We start from the raw sequence: 16,075 nt of genomic DNA, 5'->3' as shown, positions 1-16,075 counted from the left end.
ACGGACAAAGGGAAGGCTTAGCATACGGCTCCGTTCGCTCCGGGTTGTGTTTTCTTACGTTGTGTTACTCCGTAAAAAAACACGGCCCTTCCGCAAGTTACGGCATGGTCTGGCGGGAGGCCGCTGTTTTAACATGGAAGCATCAAGAGGCGTCTGAAAGGAGGGTATCCTGTAATCGCGGGTAGATCGTTAATCACTACACTAGGACAAAGGATGGGTGATGATTGATGAGACAGGTGCGCAGGCGTAACGGACAGGTAAGAAGGGGGAGTATTATGTTGCTGCTGGGTATTCTGCTGTTTTCGTTCGGCAATCCGCCAATACAGGGGGAAACGCCGGCAGCCGGTGGGTTGGAGCGGGTCAACCTTGCAATGAATAGGCCGGCAACGGCCAGTTCGGAGATCAGCGGGCGTGAAGCCGGGAAAGCCGTGGATGGCAGCAAGGATACCTATTGGCAGCCGGCGAGCACGGATCGTGAGGACATGAGTGTGCACGTTCAGGTGAATCTGGGGAGCGAGCAGTCCTTCAACCAGGTCGTCCTGGACTTAAACCGGGGAGATAATTTGGGCAGCATCGAGATTGATTATTCCCTTGACGGCGAGTCTTGGACCAGAGCCTATGCGAAAAACGGGGGCATTCGAGCGGACGGTCAGGAAGTCATGGCGTTTGATTCCGTAAGCGCTTCCCAAATGCGGGTGACTCTGCAGCTCAGCCGAAATCTCAACGTTCAGCTTAAGGAGTTGGAGGTTTATATGCAGGATGGAGATCAAGGGATTCCGTCGGACGTAACGGAGCTGGCTTTCGTGAAGCCGGATGGCACTCCTTATAACAACAATGATGAACGGACCTTGGACATTGGAGAAACGTCGACCTTGGAGGTGCGCGGCAAACGAGCCAACGGAGAGTGGGTTGCGCTCCCTCCAGGCCAGGTTCAATACCATGCTGCGGGGAGCAGCATGGCCGTGGATGCAGCTGGTTCCGTAACCGGAGTCAAGGTCGGCGCCACGCGGATGTATGCGGAAATCAGCGTTAATGGCCAAACGGTTGGGACGCCGGATTTCTGGTTTGTCGTGAAGGATGATCAGGAATTCCGGGATGCGAAATATATTGCCTTCAGCTCGTTCACGCATCCGACGTTAGTCCAGAAGATCGGCGAGGCGGCGATCCTGGATGACGGCAAGCCATTGCCTGTCGTCACGATCGCTCCGAATACGGATGGGACCGTTAGCGCCAGATGGTTCAAGGACGGCCAATCCAGAGGTTCGCTGGGCACAAAGACGCTGCAAACGGGGATAAGTCAATCGATCACTCTTCCGGGCGGGATGAAGGTACCGGGCACGCACGAAGTGAGGATGACGTTCCAAGCCGCAGACGGGGGAACTTACTACGACAGCTTGTTTTACACCGTCATGCCCAAGAAAGGGATACCTGACGGTCAGAGTCATATCGCATATACAGGAAAGGACGGAAGAATGGCGTATGTTCCCGATTATAAAGGAAATCGGATCATCGATTTCTCGAATGTCGGTTATATGGGCGGCGGGGTGAAGCTTCCCGACGTGCAGGCGAGGATCGCCGTGCAGCCGACCGGCGGGGATGATACGGCGATGCTGCAAGCGGCGATCGACGAGGTGTCGCAGCTGCCGCGCGACGCAGACGGCTTCCGGGGGGCCGTGCTGCTGAAGAAGGGCACGTATCTGGTCGGCGGATCGCTGAACATCCAGGCGAGCGGCGTCGTGCTCCGGGGCGAGGGGAAGAGCGAGGACGGGACCATCATCCGCGGCACGGGAACAACGGCCAGAAATTTGATCGTCGTGGGCGGAACGAATGGCGCAACGATTGTGGACGGCACGGAGACCGATATCCAGGATCTGTACGTTCCGGCAGGCTCGCGTTCCTTCCATGTCCAGGATGCCTCTGACTATCAGGTAGGCGATTCCGTCATCGTCCGGAGGATCGGCAACGACCGCTGGATTCATGAAATCGGCATGGATCATATCTACATGCGGCCAGGAACCGGAGGAACGCAGCAGTGGTCCCCGTTCAATCTGGATTTTGACCGCGTGATTACGGCGATCGACGGCAACCGGATTACGGTGGACGCTCCGTTAGCGAATGCCGTTGAGCGTCAATGGGGCGGGGGCAAGCTGTTCAAGGCGACGGACGAATCGCGAATCGAACAGGTAGGGATCGAGAACATGCGCGCCATATCCGATTTTGATCCAAGCAAGACCGACACGAAGATGGATAACGATGTTCTGGACACTCCGTATTACTCCGATGAGGACCATGCGGAACGTTTCATCATGATGAACAGCGTGAAGAATGCCTGGGTACGAGAGGTGGCCGGCTACCATTTTTCCTATGCCTTGGTGCAGGTCGGGCGGCAGGCCAAGTGGGTCACGGTGCAGGACAGCGAAATGCACGACATGGTCAGCATTATTACCGGCGGGCGGCGTTACAGCTTTTTCATCCAGGGGCAGTTAAATCTGGTGCAGCGCAATTATACGGAGACTTCCCGCCATGCTTACGTCATTGAAAGCCGCGTGCAAGGGCCGAACGTGATGTACGACAACAAGGCCACTCGCGAATACAATACAAGCGAGCCGCACCACCGCTGGTCGACAGGCGGTTTGTACGACAACGTCAGCGCGCGCATCAGCGTCCGCGACCGGGGATGGCTGGGCAGCGGACACGGGTGGGCCGGCGCGAATTACGTCATGTGGAATACCGAAGGCGGGCTTGTCGCCCAGAAGCCCCCAACTGCCCAAAACTATGTCATCGGGCATATCCCTACCGAAGACGGCTTGAACGTGAAGCCGCTCGTTCCGAGTGCCTACGATCCAAGACCTCGCGAGGACGGCTATTGGGAATATGCCGATCGGCATGTGGCGCTCCAGAGCTTATTCATCCAGCAGCTGAAGGATCGCCTGGGACAGCATGCGGTAGATCATCTGGCCCGAACGCCGGTGGGCGGCGGTGCGTTGGATATACCGGAACAGCCTTAATCATATATAACGAACAGGGGATGTTCAGGGAGAACGCTGAGCATCCCCTTTTTCTTGAAGAAGGAGACGTGTTGGATTATGGAGAGGGAGACAACAGGAAGTAATGCCGAGTATTCTCTTGAAGGGCATCAGGGAGGTCGTGATCTTGCGGGGCAGCCTGAGGTGACGGGGGGGATAGATGTTACCGCTTCGCGGCGGCCTGACATCTCCGCAAATCGGGGCTTGCGGTTGTGGTACGATTCCCCGGCAGCGGAGTGGAATGAAGCTTTGCCGATCGGGAACGGTCGCCTGGGAGGCATGGTCTTTGGCAAGCCTTCGCTTGAGCGCGTGCAGCTAAATGAAGATTCTCTATGGTATGGAGGTCCGGGGAGGGGAGCCAATCCTGACGCCTCCGGGTATTTGAGCGAGATCAGGCAGATGCTCTTCGATGGGCGCCAAGCCGAGGCCGAGCATTTAGCCCGGATGGCGATGACCTCCTCCCCGAAATACGAGCAGCCGTACCAGCCGCTGGGCGATCTTCTGCTCAAATTCCTGGACGGGGAGGAAACGGTGGAGCATTATGAACGAGAGCTGGATCTGGAACGGTCGATGGTGACCGTATCCTATTCGTTCCGGGGCATCCGATTTCGCAGGTCGTATTTTGCCAGTGCGCCGGATGGCGTGCTGGTCATTCGCCTGTCTGCCGACAGGCCGGGGGCGCTGACGTTTGCGGCGAACCTGATGCGCCGTCCTTTTGATGGGGGGACGGTATCATTGTGTCATGATACCCTGCTGATGGAGGGAGAGTGCGGTGCGGACGGCATTTCCTTTGGCATGGCGCTGCGCGCTGCTGCTGTGGGAGGAGCCGTTCGAACCATCGGTGATTTTCTCTCGGTAGAAGGAGCGGATTCCGTTACGCTGCTGCTGTCAGCCCAGACGACCTTTCGATGCCGGCAGCCGGCCCAGGTCTGTCTGGAACAGCTGGACCGTGCGGCAGGCATGTCGTACGAGCAGCTGGTAAACCGTCATCAGACGGAGTATCGGGAGAAGTTTGAACGGTTCTCGCTTACGCTCGGCACAGGCAAGAACGGAGCGAGCAGGGCGGAATGTTCCGATAGCGGAACTGCCTTTTCGAATGGGACGGAGGTAATCCGCGCTTCAAATCGAGTCGAATATCCTAATGGAACAGAAGACGACCAGCCGTCCCTGCCCACCGATCGGCGGCTGAATTTGCTGAAGGCTAGAGTGAAGACGGAAGGCGCTTCCGCAGAGAATAGCGACCCCGAATTGATTGCCTTATACGTGCAGTACGGGCGATACCTGCTCATCTCCTGTTCCAGGCCCGGATCTCTTGCTGCGAACCTGCAAGGCATATGGAATGACAGTTTCACCCCACCTTGGGAGTCCAAGTATACGATCAATGTGAACATTCAGATGAACTATTGGCCGGCAGAGCTGTTGGGCTTGGCGGAGTGCCACGAGCCGTTGTTCGACCTGATCGACCGGATGCTCCCGAATGGCCGCGATACGGCTCGGGAGATGTATGGCTGCCGCGGCTTCGCGGCGCATCATAATACGAATCTTTGGGGAGAAACCCGGCCCGAAGGGATATTGATGACCTGTACCGTATGGCCGATGGGAGCCGCGTGGCTGTGCCTTCATCTGTGGGAGCATTACCGGTTTGGCGGCGATGCGGATTTCCTGCGGGAGCGGGCGTATCCGGTCATGAAGGAAGCGGCAGAATTCCTGCTGGATTACATGACAGTGGATGAGGTAGGGAGACGGATCACCGGCCCCTCCGTGTCGCCGGAAAACCGATTCGTGCTTCCGAACGGAGCCGTCGGCAGCCTCTGCATGGGGCCGGCCATGGACGGGCAGATTGCGACGGCTTTATTCCGTGCCTGCCTGGATGCCGGCCATCTCGTCGGAGATGAGCCTGCCTTCTTGGAGGAGCTTCAAACGGCGCTGGAGGAAATTCCGGAACCGCAGATTGGAAGGCATGGAGGGATCATGGAATGGCTGAACGATTACGAGGAGGCCGATCCCGGGCACCGGCATATCTCGCAGTTGTTCGCCCTGTATCCGGGAGAGCAGATTGATCCTGACCGGTCCACTGAGCTTGCCGAGGCGGCTTACAAGACCTTGGAGCGGCGGCTTGCTCATGGCGGCGGCCACACGGGCTGGAGCCGCGCTTGGATCATCAATTACTACGCCAGGCTGCAGCGCGGAGCGGAAGCGCACGAGCATCTCGTGAATTTGCTGGCTTCCTCGACTTATCCGAACCTGCTGGATTGCCACCCGCCTTTTCAAATCGATGGCAATTTCGGCGGGATTGCCGGCGTTGCCGAAATGCTGCTGCAGTCGCATATGGATGAGTTAAGGCTGCTCCCCGCCCTGCCCCCGCAGTGGAACAGCGGCGAGGTGAAGGGGCTTCGGGCCCGCGGCGGCTTTGTTGTCGACATGCGCTGGGAGGAAGGCGAGCTGACCGAAGTGAAGATCCGCGCTGATAGAGCCGGCGAGTGCAGGATTTGGTCCCGTGCGGCACTTGTCCTCATAGAGGAGAAACAGCTGGGAGAGGTAACTCTGATGAGTACCACGATATCCCGCAGAGGCCATGGCTGCTCCATACGGATGCAGCAGGGGGCTAGCTGCAGCTTGGAGCGCCCTGTTGGGGAGACCTATAGAACGGTTGAAGAATAAAATGATTGGCGTACCTCGATAAACGTGAAAGCAACCCGCTCCTAAGGCTGCCGCCCAAGTGTGTTGCTTTCTCATTCCTGACTCGATCTTGGAGGAGAATCGCCGATTAACACACCAATTAAACGTTATGATGCTTGCTGCCATTGCGTCCTCAAGGCTACACTAATATCATCATGAAACAGACAACGACGGATGAAAGGAGCGGATAGCCTTGAAGCATGGAAGCGGCAAGACCTCGTTGGCGACATTTGCCGGCGGTTGTTTCTGGTGCATGGTGAAGCCGTTTGACGAGCTGCCCGGTATCCTTTCCCTGGTTTCCGGCTACACGGGCGGCCATACGGAGAATCCGACCTACGAAGAAGTAGGAACGGAAACGACGGGGCATTACGAAGCCGTGCAAATCCGGTTTAATCCGGATGTGTTTCCGTACTCACGGCTGCTGGACATCTATTGGCGCTTGATTGATCCAACGGATGCGGAAGGCCAGTTCATGGACCGTGGGGCGTCTTACCGGTCGGCGATTTTCGTGCATGACGAAGCGCAGCGCGAGCAGGCGGAAGCCTCCAAGCGCAGCCTGCAGCTTAGCGGCCGGTTCAAGGGGAAGATCGTGACGCCGATCCTGCCGGCGGGTCCCCTTTATCCCGCGGAGGATGTCCATCAGAACTACTATAATACCCACCGGTATGACTATAACCGGTATTATGAGGGTTCCGGCCGGGATTCTTTTGCGAAGCGGCATTGGGGCCGCAAAGAGGATCAGGATGAGCTGCGCAGGCGTCTTACCGCGATCCAATACGCGGTGACGCAAGAAGGCTTGGACGAGCCTGCCTACGATAATCCGTATTGGAATCACGCAAGCCGGGGAATTTACGCGGACGTGGTGAACGGCGACCCTCTGTTCAGCTCGACCGATCAATATGATGCGGGTACGGGATTGCCGGCTTTTAGGAAGCCGCTGCATGAAGGATATATCAGCAAAAAGGGGGATCTCCGCGGCGGCAAGGTACGCACCGCGCTCTACGGCAGATTGTCCGGCTCTTACCTGGGACATCTGTATCATGACGGGCCCCAGCCGGGCGGCCTGCATTATCAGGTAAACTCCGCGGCGCTGCGGTTTATACCGGAGGAAGCGCTGGTCCGGGAAGGCTACGGTGAATTCGCCGGGCTGTTTGAGTAGGGAACGGATGGAGGCGTCTTATGATAATCAAACTGCTGTATCTTGTAGTGAATTTGTTTTTTCTGGCAGGGATACTGCTCTCCCCGTATAGCCCAGATTCCAAAGTGTTGATGTATATCGTCATGAGCCTGATTCTGGCGTTCGCATTCAAAAGATTATCCAAGGAAGAAGGCGGGGGAGAAGGATAGCCGTAAACTTCACCTATACCCGTTCTCTCCCACCCGCATGGCTGTCAGCTCCGTTAGAATAGGATTGGGCAAGACCAATTCTTGCGTCCTTGTGCGGAAAGGAGTGACGTTGTTGAATACGATTCATATTCACAATGGGATACAAATGAGAGGGCTTGTTACTTAGGATGAGTTGAGGTTTAAGTCCTCTCACGCTGTAGCGGGAGGAAAAAGAGCAAATGATGAAGTTAACGACGATGGTTCGCGGACTTGCTGGTGACAAGGCGGCCCGCGAGCTGATCCGCAACTGGGAGTTTGACGAGGGAACGCTGAAGTTTTGGCGGGCCAGCTCCAACTTCGTGTATATGTTTAACCGCGATGGAGAACGTTATTTCCTCCGGTTTAATTTTGAGGAAGAAAGCACGGCCCAGCAGCTGGCGGCCGAGCTGGAATTCATGCAGTATTTGCTTAAGCACGAGTACCCTTGCGTCGTGCCGATTTCTTCCGTGAACGGGAAATGGATCGAGACGATTCAGGTACCGGAGGGGCAGTATCACGGCGTCGTCTTTAGCGCCGCCGGAGGGAGTGCATTACATGCCACTCCCACCGCGCGCCAATGCAGGGACTGGGGGAAATCGCTCGCAAGGCTGCATACGCTGTCCAGCCGATATGAACCTGGAGCCGTAAGGCGAAGAAGCGTGGAGGACATCCTGCGTTTGATCGATCAGGTGCTGCGGCGGCATCCCGGGGAGCAGGATGCTATGGATGAGCTTCATCGGGTTAGTTTATGGCTGCAGTTCCTGCCCGCGTCGAGACAGACGTACGGCTTGATCCACTTTGACTTCCAGCTGGATAACATCTTTTATGAAGCGAAGGAACGTTCATTCCACGTGATCGATTTCGACGATGCCATGTACCATTGGTATGCGGCGGATATCGTCACGGCTCTTGCCGATGCCGAGTCGGAGCATGACAAGCAGGCATTTCTGAAAGGGTATCGCTCGATCCGAAGCCTGGATCACGAGCTGGAGGCAGAGTTTTCAAGATTTCAAAGATTCAGCCGTTTGTACCGTTTTGCCAGCGTGCTGCGTTCCCTGGAGGACAGCGAGTTGGCCGATGTCCCCTCTTGGTATGAGGGGCTTCGCACGAAGCTGCTGCGCGATTGCGAGCAGGAAAGACAGGGGTTCAGGGAACCGTGGTAACCGCACGAGCCATGACGCGCAGCTTGGATGCTGGCTGCTAGCAGCCGCACGGCTTTTGTGGGCTAATCGAACCAGGAATACCACATCGGGCACGGTGTGGTTTTTTGTCGCGGCTTCAAGGCGGCATCAGCCGATTTCATCCCCCTAGATCGCATCGGACAAGCAGCAAGCGGCCGGAAGCGAAAAAAATACCTTCAATTTGATATTAATTGTCGAGAAATGGTAAATATTGCTTTGTTCGCCGTTCAGGCATTTGCTATGATTTTCGTACTAGGCACAAAGAATTAGAGGAATGGAGTTGAAACGATGAATCGAAAAATGATTCTATCCACGGCTGCGTCTCTTCTGGTCGGTGTAGTGGCAGGCACGGGCATCATGATGAACGACCAGGCTTACCAGTCGGTCAAGCAGGCCGTAGGAGGAAGCGCAACGAACAATGCCATTGGCGGGATCGGCAACGTCGCACAGATCGATCTGTCCAGCATGGATATTGAGAGCGCTTTGATGGTCGTGCAGCAGCAGCGGACCCAGATGCTGGATGCGCAGCTTAACAACCAGATCCAGGACGTGCAGAAGCGGAACGAGGAAATCGCCAAGAAGAACGACGCCATGGCAGGCATTAACAGCGCCTTGACCGGAGAAGCGGTGGACGGCAAATATTCGATACCGGACGATCTTGCCGGCAAGCTGGCAGCAGAAGGCATCGCAGATGCATCCAAGAAGGAATATACGGCCGAAGAGCTCAATCAAGCCACGGAGAAGCTGAAGGGATCGATCGATAGTCTATCGAACTCCCAGCAAATGGACATGCTTCGCCTGCAGTCGATGACCAACAAGCGCAATGAAGCCTTTGACGTCATGACGAATTTTATTAAGAAAATGGAAGAATCACGCAGCAGCATCATCGGAAATATGCGATAATAGAGTCGTACATAATGAATAGAGAGGAATCTGCCGTCGGGCGGATTCTTTTCGTCTATGGAGAGAATGCAGATGACGACGAAGGCGATGGAGTTTTTGCGTAATCATACGCTGTTTCGCGGGGTGCCGCTGCATGAATTGGAAGGTGCCGTCCAGTCCATGCATGAGGAGCTGTTTCATGACGGGGACCCGTTGATCGTAGAGGGAAGCTACGGCAATTCCTGTTATTTCATCATGAACGGGCAGGTTCAGATCGTTTCGAGGAATCTGATCGGCCACACGGTGACGCTGGACGTTCTGGGCGAAGGCGCGTTGATCGGGGAGGTCTCCCTGTTTCTAGAGGAAAAAAGGACTTCGGGTGCCCAGGCGATCGGCGAGGTAACGGCATTGCGGCTGGAGCAGAACGCGTTCAGCCGGCTTGCCGCGGCAAGCCCGATGTTTCACGAGAGCCTGTCGTTCTCGGCCCGAATCCGCACGATGCATGCGATGCTGAGCAAGGCGACGATCTGGGCCGCGATTCCGAACGCGGAGCTGCGCGGTCTTGCCGAGGTCACGGTCAGGCGGAAAGTATACAAAGGGGACGTCATTGTCGCGGAAGGCACCATGGCGGACCGTTTCTATATGATTGCCGAAGGACGGTTCGAAGTGCGAAGCGGGCGCCGGAAGAAGGCGGTCTATAAGCCCGGGGATTATTTTGGCGAGATGGACCTCCTCAGCGGCGAAGCCCATACGGGCACGGTGACGGCGCTTGAGAACGGCGAGCTGATGGTGATGGGCCGGGATGAGTTTCATTTTGTCCTGCAGCAGTACGAACTGGTCAGGCGGCAATTTCATGAGGTGCTGCGGATTCGAAGCCCCGAGCTTCTCAATGATGAGGTATCGGCGAAGCTGCAATTCACGGAGGCGGAGCAGGTGCCGGAAGCTGCAGTCGAGGCTGCCGCGACCCTGGAGGCCGTTATTCCGGCCGCTCCCAAAAAAGATCGCTGGATGGATGTGCTGCTGGCGCTCGGCGGCATTTTCGTTGCGTTCACAGGGCTTGCCATTTGGCTGAAACAGCCGGTTTGGATATATGCCGCTTTGATATCTGGCGGATTCGTTGGACCGGTTTCGTTTGTTGCTTATATGCGCAGCTCCCAGCTGCTCGGATTCAAGCCCATTCGGCTGGCAGCCGTATTCGCGGCTTCCGGCATCATCGCCGTGCCGGTTGCGTGGGTGCTGGAACGCTACTGGTCCGTCGGCAGCGGCCTGGAGACAACGACCATTGAGCATGTGCAGGCATCGCTTCTGATCGGCGTTATCGAAGAAATGGCCAAGCTGCTCGTATGCTCCTTCTTCCTCCGCGGCCGCAAGCAGCGATTCCTGATGGATGCCATAGTATTCGGAGCTGCGGCAGGCATGGGCTTTGCCGCGGTTGAGAGCATTCTGTACGGCTTCATGTATCTGCAGCAGCATGCGACTTCGGGGATGCTGGCCGTGCTGTGGGTCCGGGCGCTGCTGTCCCCGTTCGGGCACGGCACCTGGACGGCCATTGCCGCAGCCGGACTGTGGTATGGCCTAGGGAGATCCGCTAAACGGGGCTCGACCGCGCATCGGCTCCTGAGGATGGCTGCCCTGCTGCTGATCAGCATTCTGCTGCATGCGGCTTGGGACTATCCTTATGCGGCGGGCTTGTGGAAAATGGTCGGCATGGTCATGGTCGGGGGCATCGGCATTGCGCTGCTCTTTTCGCTCATTCGTCAAGGCACGAAGGAGGAAAGGGCGATGCATCGGGCCGTCAATCCGGCCCAGCAGGTAGAGGAACGGCTCCGGCAAGCGGTCGGCTCCGATTCGAAGCGCGGCGGTTCCAAAGGACCGGGCACCGCCCCGCCGTCTTTAACCTGCGAGGGTTGCGGCACCGTGTCGCCTGCAGGGACGCGCTACTGCGGCCGCTGCGGCCAGGCATTGCAGTTATAATACGAAAAGGGTTAGGCAGAGGGCTTGATAGCCCGAACTGCCTAACCCTTTTTCATAACCGTCAACCATATAAATACGACTTCACATCCCGGCCGATGTAGGCTCTCCATATAATCAGATTGTAAGGATCGTCCCAGTCGATGTTCTGCGGCTCCCCGAACATGCGGTGCAGGCGGTTGTTGTTGAAGATGATCGAGCCGCGCTGATCGAAAGCCACCCCGTCCACCCACAGCATTCGGTCATCGGACAGCAGCTTGTGAAATGAGCGCGTGCAGGGCGAATAATAACCGATGCCTTTGCCTTCCAGCATGGTGTAGAAGACATGGCCTTGATTGTCGGCATGCATGCCGTCGGTCGTCGTTCCTTTGCTGCCCAGAGCTTGAACGGCATTTCGAATGAGCGGATCGGGGGTATCGAAATTACGCAGCAGCCCCGTATCGACCGCATACAGATTGCGTCCGGTTACCTGGCAGTAGAAGAGCGTTTCGCGATCCGCCGCCAGGGCGATGCCGTCCGCGCCGATCCGGACCGGCTTGTTGCGGTAGACCGGCTCCGTATCGATCTCGAACCGGAACCTTGGCACGTCCTGCGTGCTGTAATGGCTGTCCAGGACCCGCCGGAATCTCTTCGTTCTCATATTGTAGACGATGATGCCGCCGTATACCTCGTGATCGGGCCAGCCGGAGCCCGAATCGGTGATATAGGCGTAACCGTTCCGGTTATCCACCACGATATCGTTCAGGAACGACGTCCGGGGCGGTGCAATATCATCCGGGATGACGATGGAGTCGATCAGGCGGTTTGCGCTCAGGTCCCAGATGACCAGCTTTTGGGAGCCTTCGGGCGAGGTGTTATATGCGATTTTTCCTTGATCCAGAATCCACATCCGGTTATGTTCATCGATCTCGTAACCCAGGACGGATTGCAGCACTCGCATATCTCCCGCCGTATTCCACTCCCAGCTTGGAAAAGCATTCAGCACCGGCTTGCCGTTCACCATCACGATGGTGTTGAGCGTAGCGGGAACGCCTTCCGCCCAGCGCGGAACCGAAACATAGAAACGCCCCTGGTGGTCCACTTTGACGCCTGCAGGCATGCAGTGCTTCCAGTATTGATGCAGCTCGAACCGCTGCTTCATCGCAGCATTCGGAAAGTTCCAGTCCAAGCGGTTCCAGTGGAACAGCATTTGGTAAGGACTTGTTGGGTGATGAGCTTTCCTTGCATGGGGAAGGGCAGCCTGCTGCTGCATCCCCATAGGATGATAGGGTATATACATTTTGGCAAGACCTCCGGTAACGTGTTCGGTTCACCCGAAACGGGCAGCGCCTTCCTTACGAGCTTATTCCTCTGAGTTCGTTATATGCCCGGAGGGTCGGATTGGCGCTGCTTAAATCATCGGAGAGGTCTTGTTGCGTGTTTCGTTACACTTGCAGAACCTTAATCAGATTCGTGTTGCCGGATTGACCGATTGGCACGCCGGCAGACAATACGATAATGTCGCCTTTTTCGATGTAGCCTGTCTTGATGGCGTTGCGGGTCGCGGACTCGAACATTTCGTCCGTTGTGGTAACCTTGTCGCCTTTTACCGGGATGACGCCGGAGAGCAGGCAGATTTTGGCCAGCACTTCTTCATGCTGCGTGACGGCGATGATCGGTGCTTCCGGACGATATTTCGAAATCATCCGCGCCGTAAATCCGCTCTCCGTTGACGTAATGATGGCTTTGGCATTCAGCACGAGGGAAGAGCTGACCGCGCCTTGGCTGATGACCTCGGTAATATCGGCTACTTGTTGTCTGGATTTGAAAGCGAACTGGTCCTTATAATCGATCATGGTCTCGGCACGGCGGGCGACTGCCGCCATCGTACGCACGGATTCCACCGGATATTTGCCAGCGGCGGATTCTCCGGACAGCATGACCACGTCTGCGCCCTGGATCACGGCGTTCGCCACGTCGCTCACCTCGGAGCGGGTAGGGCGGGGATTGACCTGCATCGATTCCAGCATATGCGTTGCCACGATAACCGGCTTGCCTGCCAGATTGCATTTATCGATCATTTCTTTCTGCATCATCGGCACTTCTTCGATCGGCACTTCGACGCCAAGGTCGCCGCGGGCAACCATGATTCCGTCGGAGGCTTCAATGATGTCGTCCAGGTTCTCCATGCCCTCTCCGTTTTCGATCTTGGAGATGATCTGCACATGCTCCGCGCCGCGTTCCTTCAGGATGCTGCGGATTTCGCGGATGTTGTCGCCATGGCGCACGAAAGATGCGGCAATGATCTCAATGTTGTTCTCCAGTCCGAAGCCGATATGCATGACATCACGCTCGGTGACGCCGGGCAGCGTCGTTTTGATGCCGGGCAGGTTGACGCCTTTGCGCGGTTTGAGCACGCCGCCGCTGACGATTTTGCAAAGAATGTCCGGTCCGTCGACGCGAATGACGTTCAGGTCGACAAGGCCGTCATCGATCAAGATGCGGTCTCCCGGTTTCACGACTAGATTCAGCTCGGCATAATTGACCGAGATGCGCTGGGCGTCTCCCAGAATTTCTTCGGTCGTCAGGATCAGTTCCTCACCCGGTTTCAGAAGGCAGGAAGCCTCTTTCAGCTTGCCGATCCGGACTTCGGGACCTTTAATGTCCATCATGATCGGGACATACGTGTTTAATTCGGATGCGGCCTGGCGAACATTCCGAATCCGGGCCACGTGATCCTCCGGCTCGCCATGTGCCATATTCAATCGGGCGACCGTCATCCCCTCCTGAATCATATTTTTCAACAGCTCGATGGAATCGCATGCCGGCCCCATCGTACAGATGATTTTTGTCTTAAGCATGGTTGGTTGTTCCTCCTTTGTATTTGCACCCTGCGGCATTTGCAGCACTCGGGCTTCTAGAAATGTAAATCTCATGAACTACCCTAATGATCACATTGTAGCCTGTCTTGTCGAATCATGATATGAACTATAGTACAATGAATGGATTATAGTAATGCATATGAGGTGAAATTATGGTCACTCCGGTTGAAGTTCGGCAAATTAGCGGCGTCGATTGGTATGAGGAAGCAGACCATGGAAAGAGCGCATGGCGGCTAAGCGTGACGACCTATGGAAAATGCGTATATTGGGTGAATGGAGATAAGCAGATTATGGAGAAGGGGGAACTGCTGCTTATTCCGGCCGGCGTTCCCTATTACGGCAAAAGCATCCCTACCGTGACGCACACGCAAATGGTCGTACAATGGACGGGAGAGCCGTCCACGGCTTTATCCGCGCTTGAACGGGAAGAAGCGTTGAAGCATAAGCCGGGCTGTTACGAATTGATCCACGAACGTTTGAAGGCGATCCACCAGCAGTGGCGGGAGCGCCCGTCTTATTATGCAATGATGATAGAAGCATTATTGACAGAAGTGTTGATTTATATCAGCCGAGAGCTGGATCGGGGCGTTATCACGCCCGAGAAGCACTTGCATGCGGAACGGATGAAATCTTACATTGAGCGGCATTACCGGGAGAGAATAACGAAAGAGGAGCTCGGCGATGCCATCGGCAAAACGCCCAATTACGCTGCGGCGCTCTTCAAGAGCGTCACGGGACAGACGATCAGCCAGTACGTGCACGCCCAGCGGATGAAACGGGCAGCCTATCTGTTGACGGAATCGCAGCTGACGGTACAGGAGATTGCGGTATTTCTCGGCTATCAGGACCTCTCCTACTTCTACAGAATCTATAAGCGGTTCACAGGCAGCGCTCCGTCGGAGCTGCTGCATGAGCGTCCGCGGACGGTCTAGCCGAAAAGAAGAGGGCATACGCCCTCTTCGTTTGCTTGCTGGCTTTATTCAACGGCATCGCTTTCGAACAATTCCTTCACGTACTGCCGCAACTTGTTTTTATCCACGCCGAGCACCTGTGCCCGTCCGACCTTCTCGTTGGTCAACAGCGAGAACGGCGGGATCTGCTGCTGATCGACTTTGTCCAGGTTCACGTCAAAACCGAGCGCCATCAGCTTCAGCATTTCCTTCGGGCTTAAGTCCGTCTCGATATAAGGCGCGATCGAATCCAGGATGCCGGGCAGCTTGATGAGCGAGCTCGTGGTCTGCATTTTCTTGGCAACTTCCGTCATGAGAATCCGTTGTCTTTCGGTACGGGCAAAGTCGGACCTCGCATCGTGCCGGAACCGGACATACTGCAGCGCCATTTTGCCGTCGAGGTGCTGCAGCCCTTGTTTCAAATCGATGTCGTACATATGCTTGTCGGCTTTGCTTGTGTAATACATGTCTTTCTCTACTTCAATGTCGACCCCGCCGATGGCGTCGACCAGGGCGATGAATCCGACAAAATCGGTGTAAACATATTTATGTATGGGCAGGTCCAACAAATCGCCGATGGTCTGTCTGGTCAGCTCGATGCCGCCGTAAGCAAAAGCCGAATTCAGCCTTCCTTTGCCATGACCGGGGATGTCCACGTAAGTGTCCCGCAAAATCGAGAACAAATGGGCGCTTTTCGTAACGGGATCGATGGAGGCCACCAACATGGTATCGGATCTTCCGGCATCGTCTCCCCGGGAGTCTCCTCCGATCAGAAGAATATTGACGCGTTCTTTGCCCTCCCACTTCGGAATTTCAATGACCTCTTCCTGTGCGGCCCCCGTGCTGCCCGTTGGCTTCACCGGATTCGAAGCGGTCGAGATTTGGTTTGAGAATTGTATGATAGCGTAGGTATAGTACGAGATAATCCCCAAGATTCCAACGGAAAATAAGAGCATGGCGTATTTGAACCATTTCCTTTTCATCGTTTCCTATAACATCCTTTCTATTAAACTGATTGCATAATGGACCATTCTAGCAAAATAATGAGCAAAAATCATATTTTCTTGAGAAAAGCGAGATTAGGTACCGATATAACGAAGTAGAAATAGGTAGTAAAAAAGGGATGTGACAGCGTCACATCCCGAATTCTAGCAGCATAA

General features: G+C 55.7%; 11 protein-coding genes. 8 read left to right on the top strand and 3 right to left on the bottom strand.

The window, feature by feature from the left end; all coding sequences use genetic code 11:
- Window positions 1–275: 275 nt before the first annotated feature.
- The 7 genes from RB297_RS14425 (at window position 276) to RB297_RS14395 (ending at window position 11,107) form a co-directional block, all read left to right on the top strand.
- Window positions 276–3,008: a discoidin domain-containing protein gene (locus tag RB297_RS14425; RefSeq protein ID WP_375120776.1), complete on the top strand. Its 2,733-nt coding sequence runs from the start codon at window positions 276–278 to the stop codon at window positions 3,006–3,008.
- 78 nt (window positions 3,009–3,086) lie between these two features.
- A complete protein-coding gene (locus tag RB297_RS14420) occupies window positions 3,087–5,687 on the top strand; it encodes a glycoside hydrolase family 95 protein (protein ID WP_375120775.1) in 2,601 nt (866 codons plus the stop codon).
- Between the two features lie 211 nt (window positions 5,688–5,898).
- Window positions 5,899–6,864: a peptide-methionine (S)-S-oxide reductase MsrA gene (gene msrA, locus RB297_RS14415; RefSeq protein WP_375120774.1), complete on the top strand. Its 966-nt coding sequence runs from the start codon at window positions 5,899–5,901 to the stop codon at window positions 6,862–6,864.
- Between the two features lie 20 nt (window positions 6,865–6,884).
- A complete protein-coding gene (locus RB297_RS14410; protein WP_375120773.1) occupies window positions 6,885–7,052 on the top strand; it encodes a hypothetical protein in 168 nt (55 codons plus the stop codon).
- Window positions 7,053–7,270: 218 nt separating this feature from the next.
- On the top strand, window positions 7,271–8,233 hold the full coding sequence (locus RB297_RS14405) for a phosphotransferase enzyme family protein (RefSeq protein ID WP_375120772.1): 963 nt from the start codon (window positions 7,271–7,273) through the stop codon (window positions 8,231–8,233).
- A gap of 306 nt (window positions 8,234–8,539) precedes the next feature.
- Complete coding sequence (locus tag RB297_RS14400; protein WP_096775120.1) at window positions 8,540–9,154, top strand: hypothetical protein; 615 nt, start codon at window positions 8,540–8,542, stop codon at window positions 9,152–9,154.
- Between the two features lie 72 nt (window positions 9,155–9,226).
- Window positions 9,227–11,107: a cyclic nucleotide-binding domain-containing protein gene (locus RB297_RS14395; RefSeq protein WP_375120771.1), complete on the top strand. Its 1,881-nt coding sequence runs from the start codon at window positions 9,227–9,229 to the stop codon at window positions 11,105–11,107.
- Between the two features lie 61 nt (window positions 11,108–11,168).
- Here RB297_RS14395 and RB297_RS14390 read toward each other — a convergent pair whose 3' ends face one another.
- Window positions 11,169–12,383 (bottom strand): L-dopachrome tautomerase-related protein, encoded by a 1,215-nt coding sequence (locus tag RB297_RS14390; protein WP_375120770.1) that lies wholly within the window; start codon window positions 12,381–12,383, stop codon window positions 11,169–11,171.
- Between the two features lie 145 nt (window positions 12,384–12,528).
- Entirely contained in the window at window positions 12,529–13,944 is a 1,416-nt protein-coding gene (pyk, locus tag RB297_RS14385) for a pyruvate kinase (RefSeq protein ID WP_012819280.1), read from the bottom strand.
- Window positions 13,945–14,117: 173 nt separating this feature from the next.
- On the opposite strand from pyk, the gene RB297_RS14380 reads away from it, so the two are divergent.
- On the top strand, window positions 14,118–14,897 hold the full coding sequence (locus tag RB297_RS14380) for a helix-turn-helix transcriptional regulator (RefSeq protein WP_096775124.1): 780 nt from the start codon (window positions 14,118–14,120) through the stop codon (window positions 14,895–14,897).
- Window positions 14,898–14,941: 44 nt separating this feature from the next.
- Here the strand turns inward: RB297_RS14380 and RB297_RS14375 are convergent, their stop codons facing one another.
- Window positions 14,942–15,898: an LCP family protein gene (locus tag RB297_RS14375; RefSeq protein ID WP_375120769.1), complete on the bottom strand. Its 957-nt coding sequence runs from the start codon at window positions 15,896–15,898 to the stop codon at window positions 14,942–14,944.
- Window positions 15,899–16,075: the final 177 nt, after the last annotated feature.

Source organism: Paenibacillus sp. CR_12 (assembly GCF_041953985.1).
Taxonomy (GTDB): Bacteria; Bacillota; Bacilli; order Paenibacillales; family Paenibacillaceae; genus Paenibacillus_AQ; species Paenibacillus_AQ lautus_A.
Note: the sequence above shows the minus strand (reverse complement) of the source record. Positions and strands in the feature narration are given on the sequence as shown.